This is a genomic window from Salipiger bermudensis, assembly GCF_019801965.1.
In the GTDB taxonomy this organism is placed as follows: Bacteria; Pseudomonadota; Alphaproteobacteria; order Rhodobacterales; family Rhodobacteraceae; genus Salipiger; species Salipiger bermudensis_A.
In genome coordinates this window covers 206,362-219,676 of the sequence record NZ_JAHVIA010000005.1, presented here as the reverse complement: position 1 = coordinate 219,676, position 13,315 = coordinate 206,362, and the positions used below count along the sequence as shown (strand labels likewise).

Here is a 13,315-nt window from a genome sequence, read left to right as displayed (position 1 = left end):
CGGCCTACTCGCCGTAGAGCGCGGCGGAGAGCTCGGCCACCGCCGCGCCGGTGCGGGGGCCGAAGCCCAGCAGCTTGAGCCCGTCGATCTTGATCAGCGCGCCGGTCTCGGCGGCGGGGGTGACGGCCAGTGCGGGCAGCGCGAAGAGTTCCTCGGCGCTGGCGCCGTGATCGCCGGAGCGGTCCATCATCAGGATGACGTCGGGCGCGCTCGCAGTGGCGGCCTCGTCCGAGAGCGGCTTGTAACCCGAGACGCCTTCGAGCGCGTTGACCCCGCCGGCCAGCTCGATAATCGCGGCGGCGCCGGTGTCGTCGCCCGCGCCCATCAGACGGCCGCCCTGCGCCGAGAGCACGAAGAGCACGCGCTTGGGCGCTCCGGCGTGTTTTGCGGCGCGGGCGGAGGCGGCCTCGATCTCGTCCGCGACCGTCTTGGCCAGCGCCTCGGCTGCCTCCGTGGCGTCGAGCGCTTCGCCCACGGCGCGGATCTTGGCGGCGACACCCTCGGCGGAGAACCCGCCGGGCACGGTGATGAAGGGAATCGCGGCTTCCTCGAGCACGGCGAGCGTCTCGGGCGGGCCGGCGCCTTCCTCGGAGACGATCAGGTCGGGCCCGACGGAGAGCACACCTTCGGGCGAGAGCGACCGCATGTAGCCGACATCGGGAAGCGCGGTGGCCTCGGGCGGGTAGGTCGAGGTGGTGTCGCGGGCGACCAGGCGGTGTTCCTGCCCGAGCGCGTAGACGATCTCGGTCACCGAGCCGCCGATGGCCAGCGTGTCGGCCTCGCCACGGGCGGCCTCGGCCGGGCTCAGCACGGCGCCAAGGGCCCCGAGGGCGAGATAGACCAGCGAGCTGGCGGCGATGGCAGAGAAGGAACGGCGTCTCATGCGGGCACACCCTCGCGGGCCGGCAGCGCCTCGACGATCTCGCGCCAGGCGGGGCGGTGGTCGTTGCCCTCCTTGCCGATGGCGAAGCACTGGAAGATCAGCCCGCCCTCGGCATCGAACCCCTCGACAGAGAGCGCCGGTCCGCGCTGGGTCGGCTTCTCGACGGCCCAGAGCTCGGCGACCTTGTCGCGGCGCAGGTGGAGATTGAAGCCCGGGTCCATGATGTTCTGCCACGGACCCATCGGCTTGAGGTTGTGGATCGGGCCGGAATGGATCTGGATGCAGCCGCGATTGCCGACGAAGAGCATGATCCCGGTCTCGCGGTCGCGCGCCGCCTCGAGCATGGTGTCGACCGCCATCGGGTTGAGCGCCCGCACGAAGGGCGCGCCGGCGATGCGGTAGGCGCCGAGCCGGTTCATCCTGAGCTTCGAGCACAGGCGAAGGAACTGGTGCGTGTCGGTGAGCCGGGCCCATTCCTTGCGCAGGATCTCGAGCTTCGACGGGTCGGACTTCGCCGCCTCGACCGGTTCGCGCGGGCGAACCTCGAGCCGGTCGGAGTTGTCGCCGGTGGCCAGCGTCTCCTTCAGGGCGGTCCAGCCGGCGAGGTCGGAGCCCTCGCGCAGGTGGATCTTGTGCACCGCGTCGCCCGCGGCGTCGAAGACCTGCAGGCTGCGCCGCAGCCCGTGTTCGGCCTCCTGCTCGACGAGGAAGCCATGCACCCAATGCCTGGGGAAGATGCGCAGGTCGATGGCCTCGTTCAGCACCATTGAGGCATGCGGGCCGGAATGGTAATTGCCGTATCGCCCGACTTTCTCATGCACCGCGGCCTCGACGCGGGTCAGCGCCATGACCTCGCCGAGCGTCTCGGCGGCGGGCATCAGCAGGTCGGGATCGGCGCTGATCCGGGTGACGCCGTGGCCGGTCTGCGCGGCGAGGAGCTGCGCCTCGGAGATGGTCAGGCGCTCGGCGAGGTCGCGGCTGCGGGTCTTGCGGTTCTCGGCCAGCGCGGCGCGGATCTCGGACGGGGTGGTGGTGTCGCTCATGGGGCAGTCCAGTCTCTTGGTCGTGTTCTGACAAGTGACGGCTGGCGCGGGAGCTGGCGGTCTTTCTTGAGTAAAATACTCAGACAGGTGGCCGCCTGCAAGCGGCAATGATCGAAGGGGCGCGCGGGCGGATGGGGGCGCCGCGACCATCGCCGTGGTGCGGGACGGTCGCGGCGGCGCTCAGCGCGCCTTGATCTCGATCGAGTAGTTGCGCCGGGCGCCGGGCGGCGGGGCCGGGAAGGGGGCGGCGCGCTGCACCACCTGAAGCGCCGCGCGGTCGAGCGCCGCCGAGCCGGAGCTCCGCGCCAGCGACACGCCCGAGAGACCGCCGCTGCCGGCGATGCTGAACGCGACGACGGCGGCCCCGCGCGCGTTCATCCGCGGCCGCGAGACGCGGCTGAGCTTGCGCATCACCTGCCCGGGATAGTTGCTCGCGGCGGCGTTGCCGGAGCTGTCCGCGCGTCCACCGGCGCCGCTGCGGCTGGCCGTCGCGGCCTCGTTGCCCTGTTCCTGACCGGCGCGGGCGTTGCGTTCGGCATTGCCCTGTTGCGTCGGGCGCGGCTGTGCCTGCCGGCGCTCGGGCTCCGGTTCGGCGCGGCGCTGCGGCTGCGGTGCCGGCTTCGGCTTGCGCAGGCTGTCGGGGCGCTCGACCGGCCGCAGCGAGCTGGCCAGCGCGGTCTCGGGCACCTCTTCTTCCTCGGTTGCCTCTTCGGGCTCGGTCGGCTCGGGCGCCTCGGCCTCGACGGTTTCGACCTCGGGCGCCTCGGCCTCGCTGGGCTCAGCCTGGACAGGCTCGTCCGGGACGACCGGCTCTGCGGCCTCGGCCTCGGCCTCGGGCTCGGGCTCGATGAGCTCTGGCGGTTCTGGTTGGTTCGGCTCCGGCGGCGCCAGCGCCGCGACCACGTCCCGCGATTCTGCGGCGGTGAGCGGCGGAGCGGGGGCGACCGGCGTGCTCGGGGCCTCGGCGGGGGCGACGGGCGCAGGCTCGGTACGCGCCGCCTGCAGCGGCTCGACCGGCTCGGCCTGCAGCGGTTCAGTGGTCTCGGTCGGCGTCTCGGGCGGCTGCACCGGCGCCTCCAGCGGTTCGACCTCGGTCAGATCCTCCGGCGGTACGGCGCTCAGGGAGCCCGCCGCCATATCGGCAAAGCTCGATCCCAGAGCGGCCTCCCCGGCCGGACCGCTGCCCTCGATCTCGACAGCCGGGTCCTGCGCCATCAGCGCCAGCGCCAGCGCGCCGTGCGCGCTGCCGGCGAGCAACACGGCGAGGAACTTGGCGGATCTCGAGCGGGCGATCATTCCAGCCCCCGTTCGCTGACGATCATCACGCGCCCGGCGCCGCCGTTGCGCAGGCTGCGGGCCAGATCGACCAGTTCGGCCGCGGGGAGGTCGCGGTCCGGCACCAGCCGGACGGTCTCGAGCGCGGCCTCGTCGAGGGTCGCCAGAAAGCTCTCGGCGCTTGCGATGTCGCTGCCGCGGTGACTGAGCCGGCCATCGGGATGCACCACCAGCGCATCGGGCGGCGGCGTGTTGCCCTCGAGATCGTCGGTGCTCACGAGCTTCAGGCCCGGATCGAGGGGCTGCGACAGAGTGCCGGCGACGAGGAAGAAGATCAGCATCAGGAAGACGATGTTGATCAGCGCGATGGTCGGCTCGCGCTCGGATTTGGGGCGGCGGGCGCGCATCAGGAGGCTCCCAGAATGGTTGGCGCGAAGCCCGGGACGCCGCGCAGCACGACCAGCAGGTCGGTCAGGCGCTGGGCGCTCACGTCGGGCTGCATTGCCACGAGCAATTGCCGAACCCCGTCGTCGTCGCTGCCGGCGCGGGCCTCGGCCAGCGCCGCGGCAAGCTCTTCGAGGGCGATCTCGGTGGCGTTGAGCTCGGCGGTCTCGGCGCCGAGGCGCAGGAACAGCGGCGGCTGACGCGGCGTGTCCGAAGCCGCGCCCGATCCGGCGGCGGTCAGCTCGACCTCGGAAAACCGGGTGAAGGTCGAGGTCAGCATGAAGAACAGCAGCAGCAGGAAGATAACGTCTATGAGCGACGTCATCGAAAGCCTGCGTCTGCGGCGGGCCTTACGCATGGGCGTAGCTGCCCTGTGCTGCGGTCTCGGCCCCGACATGGGTGCCCGAGGGCGACTGGATGCTGCGCAGGGATTTCTCCGCCAGCACGCGCTCCGCCTCCATGCGGGTCTCGAGCCAGCTCAGCACCACCGAGGTTGGCATCGCCACGGCGAGGCCGACGGCGGTGGTCAGAAGCGCCACCCAGATGCCGCCTGCGAGGATCGAGGGATCGACCTGCGAGCCCGCATCCTGCAGCGCCTGGAAGGCCGAGATCATGCCCAGAACGGTGCCGAACAGCCCCATCAGCGGCGACAGCTGCGCCACAGAGTCGAGGAAGCGGAAGCCGCTTTCGAGCTTGGCGAAGCGGGTCTCGGCCTCGGCGTCGAGCCGGGCGGTGTCGCAGCGCCCGGTCATCGCCAGTTCTACCACCGGCTTGAGATAGCTCTTGGAGCGCGCAAGCTCGCGCCGGGCCACGGCCTCGTCACCGGAATCCCAGGCCTCGACCGCGTGGCGCAGCGCCTTGTGGCGCCCGACGCCGGCGGCGCGGAATTGCCAGAGCTTGTAGAGGATCACCGCAAGGGTGACGATCGACACCGCGATCAGAAGCAGCACCACCGGACCGCCGAGCTCGTAGATCTCGAGCAGCGCTCCGCGCAGGTTGGTCAGCAGCTGGTCCATCATCCCATCATCTCCACATCGGTGCGACTGGTGAGGCCGAGCCCCTCGATACAGGCCGAGGCGCCGAGCTCACCGGCCTCGCAGGTGCTGGCGCCGTTGATCAGGATCTGGCCCAGCCCGTCGCATTGCAGCCCCGGCACCACGAACTGGCGCAGCCGCGGCTTGCCGGCCGGCAGGGTGCCGAAATCGAACAGGGTCAGGCGCTCGACCTGGCCGGTGGTGTCGAACAGAACGGTCTCGTAGACCACCTTGTCGATCGCGGTGGGATGGCCGTTCCGTGCGAGAAAGCTGAGCTTGCAGCCGGTCTCCACCTGCTCCTGCGCGTTGAGCTCGAGGGTCAGGGCGGGCGCGCTGTCCTGGGCGGCGAGCGGGCCGGCGAGGCCGAGCGCCAGCGCCACGGCGAGAGAGGTGGGGGTTCGAGCAGTTAACACCAGCGACTCCATGATACATCTGAAAGCAAGGAACGGCTGACAGCGCCATTGCGGGCGCGAGCTTGCCACCTGTTGGTCGCGAGAGTCACCACAAAGCCGAATGGATGACAATACCTTATAAACTTTATCAACTATTCTTGGGGCCGCTCTCGCGGCCTATCAGGCGGGGACGGGCGCAGGTCTTCCGGCCCGCTGCGGCCTGACTGCAGGGGCCAGATGCGCGGCGCAGACGGCCGACCTCGCAAGCAGGGCCGGGGCGTGACGGCCACTGCCAGACGGCGAAGAGCTGGCGTCGGCTGACAGCTGTCGATCATCGAAGGAAGAGAAGGAAATTGGAGCGGGCGAGGCGATTCGAACGCCCGACCCTTACCTTGGCAAGGTAATGCTCTACCCCTGAGCTACGCCCGCTCGGCGCGGCGGATCTCTCCGCCTTGGGTCGGTCTGGAGCGGGCGAGGCGATTCGAACGCCCGACCCTTACCTTGGCAAGGTAATGCTCTACCCCTGAGCTACGCCCGCTTATCAGACCGTTCGCCGGGTGACCCCGGCCGGGTAAGCCACCATCTGGAGCGGGCGAGGCGATTCGAACGCCCGACCCTTACCTTGGCAAGGTAATGCTCTACCCCTGAGCTACGCCCGCCCCCTTGGTGGTGGAGGCGATTTAGAGTCTCCCGCGCCGGTCTGCAAGAGAAAAAACTCATCTTTCTCATCGAAACCGGCGACGGGCGCCGCGCCGCTCGGCGTTTGACAGAAAGTCGCGCCGTGAAGGCGGTGCGGCGCCTGTTCAATTTCAGCATGTTCCAGAGCCATACGCCATGTCACAGCTTCTCAACCGCACCGCCACCCCGCTCGTCACCGGCCTGTTCCTCGTCTCGCTGGTCTCGGGAATCGCCCTGTTCTTCCACTGGGCGCCCGCCACCTTCCACGGCATGCACGAATGGCTCAGCATGGTGCTGATCCTGCCCTTCGCGCTGCATCTGTGGAAGAACTGGCGCCCGATGAGCGCCTACCTGCGCAAGCCGGCCTTCCCGGTGGCGATGCTCGCCTCGCTGGCGGCGGCGCTGGCCTTCGTGATCCCCGACGCGTCTAGCACCGCCGGAGGCGGCCGCCCGCCGCAATTCGCCGTCGCCCAGCAGATGCTGGACGGCTCGCTGAGCACCGTGGCGCCGGTGCTCGGCGAAACCCCCGAAGAGCTCGGCGCGGCACTGGGCGCGGCAGGCTTCACCGTCAGCGATCCGGCGCAGAGCCTGTCGGACATCGCCACCGCCTCCGGCCAGTCCGCCGAGGCGATGCTGGCGCTGCTCGCCGCCCAGGGCAGCTGAGCTCTCAGTCCTGCGGGGCAGGGCGCTCCACCGGCCCGCCCTGCGCCACCCAGTCGGTGAACCCGTCGCGCAGGTGGGCTGCGTCGAAGCCCATGTCCTGCAGCATCGCCACCGCCAGCGCCGAGCGCCACCCGCTGGCGCAATGGAACAGGTAGCGCTTGCCCTCTTGGGCAAACACCTCGCGGTGATAGGGGCTCTCGGGATCGACCCAGAATTCCAGCATGCCGCGCGGCGCATGCACCGAGCCCGGAATATAGCCGCTGCGCTGGCGCTCGCGCACATCGCGGATGTCGACGATCACCAGGTCCGCATCGCCAAGCTGCGCGATCGCCGCCGCGGTCTCGACCTCCGGAATCCGCGACCGCGCCTCCGCCACCAGCGCCGCCGCACTCACCTTCAAAGCCATGGCCTCTCCTCCCAGGCGCTCCCCCGGATCTTCTCTGGTTCGAAAATACCTCGGGGGTGAATTGGCGCGCAGCGCCAAGAGGGGGCAGCGTCCCCTCCCGCCCGCGCCACAAGAGCGAAGCCCGGGCAGGGGCGCCAGGGCCCCCACCCGGACCCGCGATCACTCCAGCTCGATCAGCAGGTCCTTGGCGTCGATCTGGCCGCCGGGCTGCACGTGCACGGCCTTCACCGTGGCGTCGCGCTCGGCATGCAGGCCGGTCTCCATCTTCATCGCCTCGATGGTCAGCAGCAGGTCGCCTTCCTTGACCTGCGCCCCCGCCTGCACCGCGACCGAGGCCACCACGCCGGGCATCGGCGCGCCGATGTGGTTGGGGTTCCCGGTCTCCGCCTTGGGGCGCGCGGTCGAGCTCGCCTTCGCCTTGCGGTCGGGCACCCGCACCGTGCGCGGCTGGCCGTTCAGCTCGAAGAACACCCGCACCTCGCCGTCGTCCTGGGTCTCGCCCACGGTGATCAGCCGGATCTCGAGGGTCTTGCCCGGATCGATCTCGGCGGTGATCTGCTCCTCCGGCGCCATGCCGTAGAAATAGGTCATCGTCGGCAGCACCCGGACGGGGCCGTATTCCTCGTGACGCGCCACGTAGTCGGTGAAGACCTTGGGATACATCAGGTAGCCGTTGAAATCCTCGTCGTCGAACTCGACATCGGGGAACTTGTCCTGCAGCTCCTTGCGCAGCGCCGCGAAATCCGCCGGCGGGAGGTGCTTGCCCGGGCGCTCGGTGTTCGGCGCCTCGCCCTTCAGCACCTTCTTGACGATGCCCTCGGGAAAGCCGCCCGGCGGTTGGCCGAGATTGCCGCGCATCATGTCGATCACCGAGTCGGGGAAGCTCACGTCGCTCTTCGGATCCTCGACCTGCGCGCGGGTCAGCCCCTGGCTCACCATCATCAGCGCCATGTCGCCGACCACCTTCGAGGACGGCGTCACCTTGACGATGTCGCCGAACATCATGTTGACGTCGGCATAGGTCTTGGCGACCTCGTGCCAGCGCTCCTCGAGCCCGAGCGAGCGGGCCTGCGCCTTGAGGTTGGTGAACTGGCCGCCCGGCATCTCGTGGAGGTAGACCTCCGAGGCCGGGGCCTGCAGGCCGCTTTCAAAGGCGGCATACTGCCCGCGCACCGCTTCCCAGTAGTTCGAGATCTCGCGGATCACGTCGACATCGAGCCCGGTGTCGCGCTCGGTGTGGCGCAGCGCCTCGACCACCGAGCCGAGCGTCGGTTGCGAGGTGTTGCCCGAGAGCGCGTCCATCGCCGCGTCGACCGCGTCGACCCCGGCCCGCGCCGCCTCGAGGATGGTGGCGATGCCGGCGCCCGAGGTGTCGTGGGTGTGGAAGTGGATCGGCAGGCCGACCTCCTCCTTCAGCGCCTTGACCAGCGGGCCGGCGGCGGAGGGCTTGAGCAGCCCTGCCATGTCCTTCAGCCCCAGCACATGCGCGCCGGCGTCCTTCAGGGATTTGCCCATCTCGACATAGTACTTGAGGTCATACTTGGCGCGGTCGGGATCGAGGATGTCGCCGGTGTAGCAGATCGTGCCCTCGCAGATCTTGCCGCTGTCGATCACCGCGTCCATCGCCACGCGCATGTTCTCGACCCAGTTCAGGCTGTCGAACACCCGGAACACGTCGACGCCGCTTTCGGCGGCCTGCGCCACGAAGCTCTGCACCACGTTGTCGGGGTAATTGGTGTAGCCCACGCCGTTGGAGGCGCGCAGCAGCATCTGCGTCATGACGTTGGGCATCTTGGCGCGGATGTCTCGCAGGCGCTGCCACGGGCATTCCTGCAGGAAGCGGTAGGCCACGTCGAAGGTCGCGCCGCCCCAGCACTCCACCGAGAACAGCCCCGACATGTTGGCGGCATAGGCCGGCGCCACCTTGATCATGTCGAGCGAGCGCATCCGGGTCGCCAGCAGCGACTGGTGACCGTCGCGCATGGTGGTGTCGGTGATCAGCAGCTGCTTCTGCGCCGCCATCCAATCGGCCACCGCCTGCGCGCCCTTCTCCTCGAGCAGGGTGCGGGTGCCCGGGGGCGTCACCTCGACGCGGCGCTCCGGCGGGCGCGCGGGCTTGAGCTCGGCGGCGGGGCGGGCGCGGCCCTGCACCTCGGGGTGACCGTTCACCGTGATGTCGGCGATGTAGGTCAGCACCTTGGTGCCGCGGTCGCGGCGCTTCTTGAAGTCGAAGAGCTCTGGCGTCGTGTCGATGAACTTGGTGGTGTACTGGTTGTTGAGGAAGGTCGGGTGCTTCAGCAGGTTGATGACGAAGTCGATATTCGTGCTCACCCCGCGGATGCGGAACTCGCGCAGGGCGCGGTCCATGCGCTTGATCGCCTTCTCGGGCGTCGGAGCCTTGGCCGTCACCTTCACCAAGAGCGAGTCGTAGTAGCGGGTGATGACGCCGCCCGCGTAGGCGGTGCCGCCGTCGAGGCGGATGCCCATGCCGGTGGCCGAGCGATAGGCCGAGATGCGGCCGTAATCGGGGATGAAATTGTTGGTCGGATCCTCGGTGGTGATCCGGGTCTGCAGCGCGTGGCCGGTGAGCTTCACATCATATTGCGAGGCCTTGCCGGTGGCCTCGGCGAGGCTCTTGCCCTCGGCGATCATGATCTGCGCCTGCACGATGTCGATGCCGGTGACCTCCTCGGTCACCGTGTGCTCGACCTGCACCCGCGGGTTCACCTCGATGAAGTAGAACTTGCCGGTCTCCATATCCATCAGGAACTCGACGGTGCCGGCGCATTCGTAGTTCACATGGGCACAGATCTTGCGGCCGAGCTCGCAGAGCTCCTCGCGCTGCGCCTCGGAGAGATAGGGGGCGGGGGCGCGCTCGACGACCTTCTGGTTGCGGCGCTGCACCGAACAGTCGCGCTCGTAGAGATGGTAGATATTGCCCTGCTTGTCGCCGAGGATCTGCACCTCGACGTGGCGGGCGCGGGTGATCATCTTCTCGAGATAGCCCTCGCCATTGCCGAAGGCGGCCTCGGCCTCGCGGCGCCCTTCGAGCACCTTTTCCTTCAGCTCCTTGGCGCTCTCGATCGGGCGCATGCCGCGCCCGCCGCCGCCCCAGCTCGCCTTGAGCATGAGCGGGTAGCCGATCTCCTCGGCCTCCTTGGCAATGGCGTCGAAATCGTCGCCCAGCACCTCGGTGGCGGGGATCACCGGCACGCCGGCCTGGATCGCCACCTTGCGGGCGCTGGCCTTGTCGCCAAGCGCGCGCATGGTCTCGGCCTTGGGGCCGATGAAGGTGATGCCCGCCTCTGCGCAGGCATCGACGAAATCCGGGTTCTCGGAGAGCAGGCCGTAGCCCGGGTGAATCGCATCGGCGCCGGATTCCTTGGCGACGCGGATGATCTCGGGGATGCTCAGGTAGGCCGCGACCGGGCCCAGGCCCTCGCCGATGCGATAGGCCTCGTCGGCCTTGAAGCGGTGAAGTCCGAGTTTGTCCTCTTCGGCATAGACGGCGACGGTCTTCTTACCCATCTCGTTGGCCGCCCGCATGATGCGGATGGCGATCTCGCCGCGATTCGCGATCAGGATCTTTTGGAATTCGGACATACTTTAACTTCCTCCTTAGGGTCTCTCTCCAGACCATCGGCGAGATAGAACGCGATGCCGCGTTGCAGCGCAAGGTGGCTTTGCAAATTAAACATGTAGCTCAGATATCTTTGCAAAGATCGGCTGGCAGAGACCGAATATTCGCGATTTCCGGCAGGCAGCGTCTTTGCGCTGGCGAAAAAACTTGCGCTGACCGAGGCGATTGCGGCCTCGGGTGCGTCCGGGGGGGCGCATCTGTCGCGGGGCAGGCCGGGGGCGGGGCGCTTCCACGACGCGCACGGATGTCGGTGGGTGCAAAAGATTGGTGAGAACATTGCGCGAACGCCGTCTTTCCATCCCGTGCGGCAACCGCTAGATTGGCGGCCATGAGCAGTTTCGATGACATGGACGCCTTCGAAGGCGCTTCGCTGTCCGCGCGCGCCATGGCCGCGCGCCCGGCGCCCTATCTCGACGACCTGAACCCGGCACAGCGCGAGGCGGTGGAACGGCTCGACGGGCCGGTGCTGATGCTCGCCGGCGCCGGCACCGGCAAGACCAAGGCGCTGACCTCGCGCATCGTGCACCTGCTGGTCAGCGGCAAGGCGCGACCCAACGAGATCCTCGCGGTGACCTTCACCAACAAGGCCGCGCGCGAGATGAAGAACCGGGTGGGGCGGATGCTCGGCCAGCAGATCGAGGGCATGCCGTGGCTCGGCACCTTCCATGCCATCTGCGTCAAGCTCCTGCGCCGTCACGCCGAGCTCGCGGGGCTCAAGTCGAACTTCACCATCCTCGACACCGACGACCAGATCCGCCTGCTCAAGCAGCTGCTCTCGGCCAACAATATCGATGAAAAGCGCTGGCCAGCGCGGCAGCTCTCGGGGCTGATCGACCACTGGAAAAACCGCGCCTGGACGCCTGCCAAGGTGCCCGCCTCCGAGGCCTCGGCTTTCAACCACCGCGGCACCGAGCTCTACGAGCAGTACCAGACCCGCCTGCGCGAGCTCAACGCCTGCGATTTCGGCGACCTGCTGCTGCACGTGGTGACGATCTTCCAGGCCCATCCCGACATTCTCGAGCAATACCAGCGCTGGTTCCGCTACATCCTCGTCGACGAGTACCAGGACACCAACGTGGCGCAGTATCTCTGGCTGCGGCTGCTGGCGGGCGGGCACAAGAACATCTGTTGCGTCGGCGATGACGACCAGTCGATCTATGGCTGGCGCGGTGCCGAAGTCGGCAACATCCTGCGCTTCGAGAAGGATTTTCCCGGCGCCCACGTGGTCCGGCTGGAGCAGAACTACCGCTCGACGGCGCATATCCTCGCCGCCGCCTCCGGCGTCATCCGGGGCAATGAGGGCCGGCTCGGCAAGGAGCTCTGGACCGCCGCCGAGGGTGGCGAGAAGGTCCGCCTGATCGGCCATTGGGACGGCGAGGAAGAGGCGCGCTGGATCGGCGAGGAGATCGAGTCGCTGCAGAAGGGCACCCGCGGGCTCGATCCGAAATCGCTCGACGACATGGCCATCCTCGTGCGCGCCTCGCACCAGATGCGCGCCTTCGAGGACCGCTTCCTGACCATCGGTCTGCCGTATCGCGTGATCGGCGGCCCGCGCTTCTACGAGCGCATGGAAATCCGCGATGCCATGGCCTATTTCCGCCTCGTGGTCTCGCCCGATGACGATCTCGCCTTCGAGCGCATCGTCAACACTCCCAAGCGCGGCCTTGGCGACAAGGCGCAGCAGCTGATCCAGCACACCGCGCGCGAGTTCGGCGTTTCGCTGCTCGACGGCGCCCGCATCGCGGTCGACGAGGGGCGGATCAAGGGCAAGGGCGGCGGCCACCTGCGCCAGCTCTGCGAGAACCTCGCCCGCTGGCGCGAGACCATGCTCGGCCCGGTGCTGCGCCCCGGAGAGCTGGCCGATGACGGCATCGAGGACGCGGTGATCGACAACGAGGAGCCGCTGACCGTGGGCGAGACCCGGCGCGGCGCGCCGCGGATGACCCACATGGAGCTCGCCGAGATGATCCTCGACGAGAGCGGCTACACCGCCATGTGGCAGAACGACAAGACGCCCGAGGCGCCGGGCCGGCTCGAGAACCTCAAGGAACTCGTCAAGGCGCTGGAGCAGTTCGAGAACCTGCAGGGCTTCCTCGAGCACGTGGCGCTGATCATGGACAACGAGACCGAGGAGAGCGGCGCCAAGGTCTCGATCATGACCCTGCACGCTGCCAAGGGGCTCGAGTTCCCGGTGGTATTCCTCCCGGGCTGGGAAGACGGGCTGTTTCCGTCGCAGCGCTCGATGGACGAGAGCGGCCAGAAGGGGCTCGAGGAAGAGCGCCGGCTGGCTTACGTGGGCATCACCCGCGCCGAGGAGCTCTGCACGATCTCGTTCGCGGGCAACCGCCGGGTCTTCGGCCAGTGGCAGAGCGCGCTGCCCTCGCGCTTCATCGACGAGCTGCCCGAGCAGCATGTCGAGGTGCTGACCCCGCCGGGGCTCTACGGCGGCGGCTTCGGCGCCGCGGCACCCTATGGCGCCGGCTCGGGGCTCGAGAGCCGTGCGGCCGAGGCCAACGTCTACAATTCTCCGGGCTGGAAGCGGCTGCAGGAGCGCTCGGGCCAGCGCCCGGTGAGCCAGCCACGCGAGAGCCGCAACACGGTGATCGACCTGCAGGCGGTCTCGGCCTTCGAGACCGGGCAGCGGGTGTTCCACCAGAAGTTCGGCTACGGCGCGGTGATCGGCATCGAGGGCGACAAGCTCGAGATCGATTTCGAGAAGGCCGGTGTGAAGAAGGTCGTGGCGCGCTTCGTGCACGCCGAAAACGACGTGCCCTTCTAGGGCCTGCGCTGCGAAGATCGCGGCGCATCTCCCGGAAATGAAACAGGGTTTGCCGCGGGCGGAATGACCGCCCGGGCC

11 protein-coding genes and 3 tRNA genes are annotated in these 13,315 nt (G+C 68.6%); 2 read left to right on the top strand and 12 right to left on the bottom strand.

Annotation, left to right across the window (positions count from 1 at the left end):
• Positions 1–4 precede the first annotated feature (4 nt).
• The 10 genes from KUV62_RS12850 to KUV62_RS12805 form a co-directional block, all read right to left on the bottom strand.
• Positions 5–883 (bottom strand): hemin ABC transporter substrate-binding protein, encoded by an 879-nt coding sequence (locus KUV62_RS12850; protein WP_222604107.1) that lies wholly within the window; start codon positions 881–883, stop codon positions 5–7.
• A complete protein-coding gene (locus tag KUV62_RS12845) occupies positions 880–1,926 on the bottom strand; it encodes a hemin-degrading factor (protein WP_222604106.1) in 1,047 nt (348 codons plus the stop codon). The genes KUV62_RS12850 and KUV62_RS12845 overlap by 4 nt, the downstream gene beginning before the upstream one ends.
• Positions 1,927–2,106: 180 nt before the next feature.
• Complete coding sequence (locus tag KUV62_RS12840; protein WP_222604105.1) at positions 2,107–3,222, bottom strand: energy transducer TonB; 1,116 nt, start codon at positions 3,220–3,222, stop codon at positions 2,107–2,109.
• On the bottom strand, positions 3,219–3,608 hold the full coding sequence (locus tag KUV62_RS12835; RefSeq protein ID WP_222604104.1) for an ExbD/TolR family protein: 390 nt from the start codon (positions 3,606–3,608) through the stop codon (positions 3,219–3,221). The genes KUV62_RS12840 and KUV62_RS12835 overlap by 4 nt, the downstream gene beginning before the upstream one ends.
• Complete coding sequence (locus tag KUV62_RS12830) at positions 3,608–4,003, bottom strand: biopolymer transporter ExbD (RefSeq protein ID WP_222604103.1); 396 nt, start codon at positions 4,001–4,003, stop codon at positions 3,608–3,610. The genes KUV62_RS12835 and KUV62_RS12830 overlap by 1 nt, the downstream gene beginning before the upstream one ends.
• A complete protein-coding gene (locus tag KUV62_RS12825) occupies positions 3,996–4,664 on the bottom strand; it encodes a MotA/TolQ/ExbB proton channel family protein (protein ID WP_222604102.1) in 669 nt (222 codons plus the stop codon). Before KUV62_RS12825 ends, KUV62_RS12830 begins: the two co-directional genes overlap by 8 nt.
• Positions 4,661–5,104: a hypothetical protein gene (locus KUV62_RS12820; protein ID WP_222604101.1), complete on the bottom strand. Its 444-nt coding sequence runs from the start codon at positions 5,102–5,104 to the stop codon at positions 4,661–4,663. The genes KUV62_RS12825 and KUV62_RS12820 overlap by 4 nt, the downstream gene beginning before the upstream one ends.
• Before the next feature lie 321 nt (positions 5,105–5,425).
• Positions 5,426–5,500: transfer RNA gene (locus KUV62_RS12815), tRNA-Gly, on the bottom strand.
• Between the two features lie 34 nt (positions 5,501–5,534).
• Positions 5,535–5,609, bottom strand: a tRNA-Gly gene (locus tag KUV62_RS12810).
• Between the two features lie 46 nt (positions 5,610–5,655).
• A tRNA-Gly gene (locus tag KUV62_RS12805) sits at positions 5,656–5,730 on the bottom strand.
• Positions 5,731–5,905: 175 nt separating this feature from the next.
• On the opposite strand from KUV62_RS12805, the gene KUV62_RS12800 reads away from it, so the two are divergent.
• Positions 5,906–6,412: a DUF4405 domain-containing protein gene (locus KUV62_RS12800; protein WP_222604100.1), complete on the top strand. Its 507-nt coding sequence runs from the start codon at positions 5,906–5,908 to the stop codon at positions 6,410–6,412.
• A gap of 4 nt (positions 6,413–6,416) precedes the next feature.
• Here KUV62_RS12800 and KUV62_RS12795 read toward each other — a convergent pair whose 3' ends face one another.
• Both KUV62_RS12795 and KUV62_RS12790 read right to left on the bottom strand, forming a co-directional pair.
• Positions 6,417–6,818, bottom strand: coding sequence for a rhodanese-like domain-containing protein (locus KUV62_RS12795; RefSeq protein WP_222604099.1), 402 nt, complete (start codon positions 6,816–6,818; stop codon positions 6,417–6,419).
• Between the two features lie 159 nt (positions 6,819–6,977).
• Positions 6,978–10,421: a pyruvate carboxylase gene (locus KUV62_RS12790; protein WP_222604098.1), complete on the bottom strand. Its 3,444-nt coding sequence runs from the start codon at positions 10,419–10,421 to the stop codon at positions 6,978–6,980.
• A 365-nt stretch (positions 10,422–10,786) separates the two neighbouring features.
• Between KUV62_RS12790 and KUV62_RS12785 the strand changes: the two genes are divergently transcribed.
• Entirely contained in the window at positions 10,787–13,237 is a 2,451-nt protein-coding gene (locus KUV62_RS12785) for an ATP-dependent helicase (RefSeq protein WP_222604097.1), read from the top strand.
• Positions 13,238–13,315: the final 78 nt, after the last annotated feature.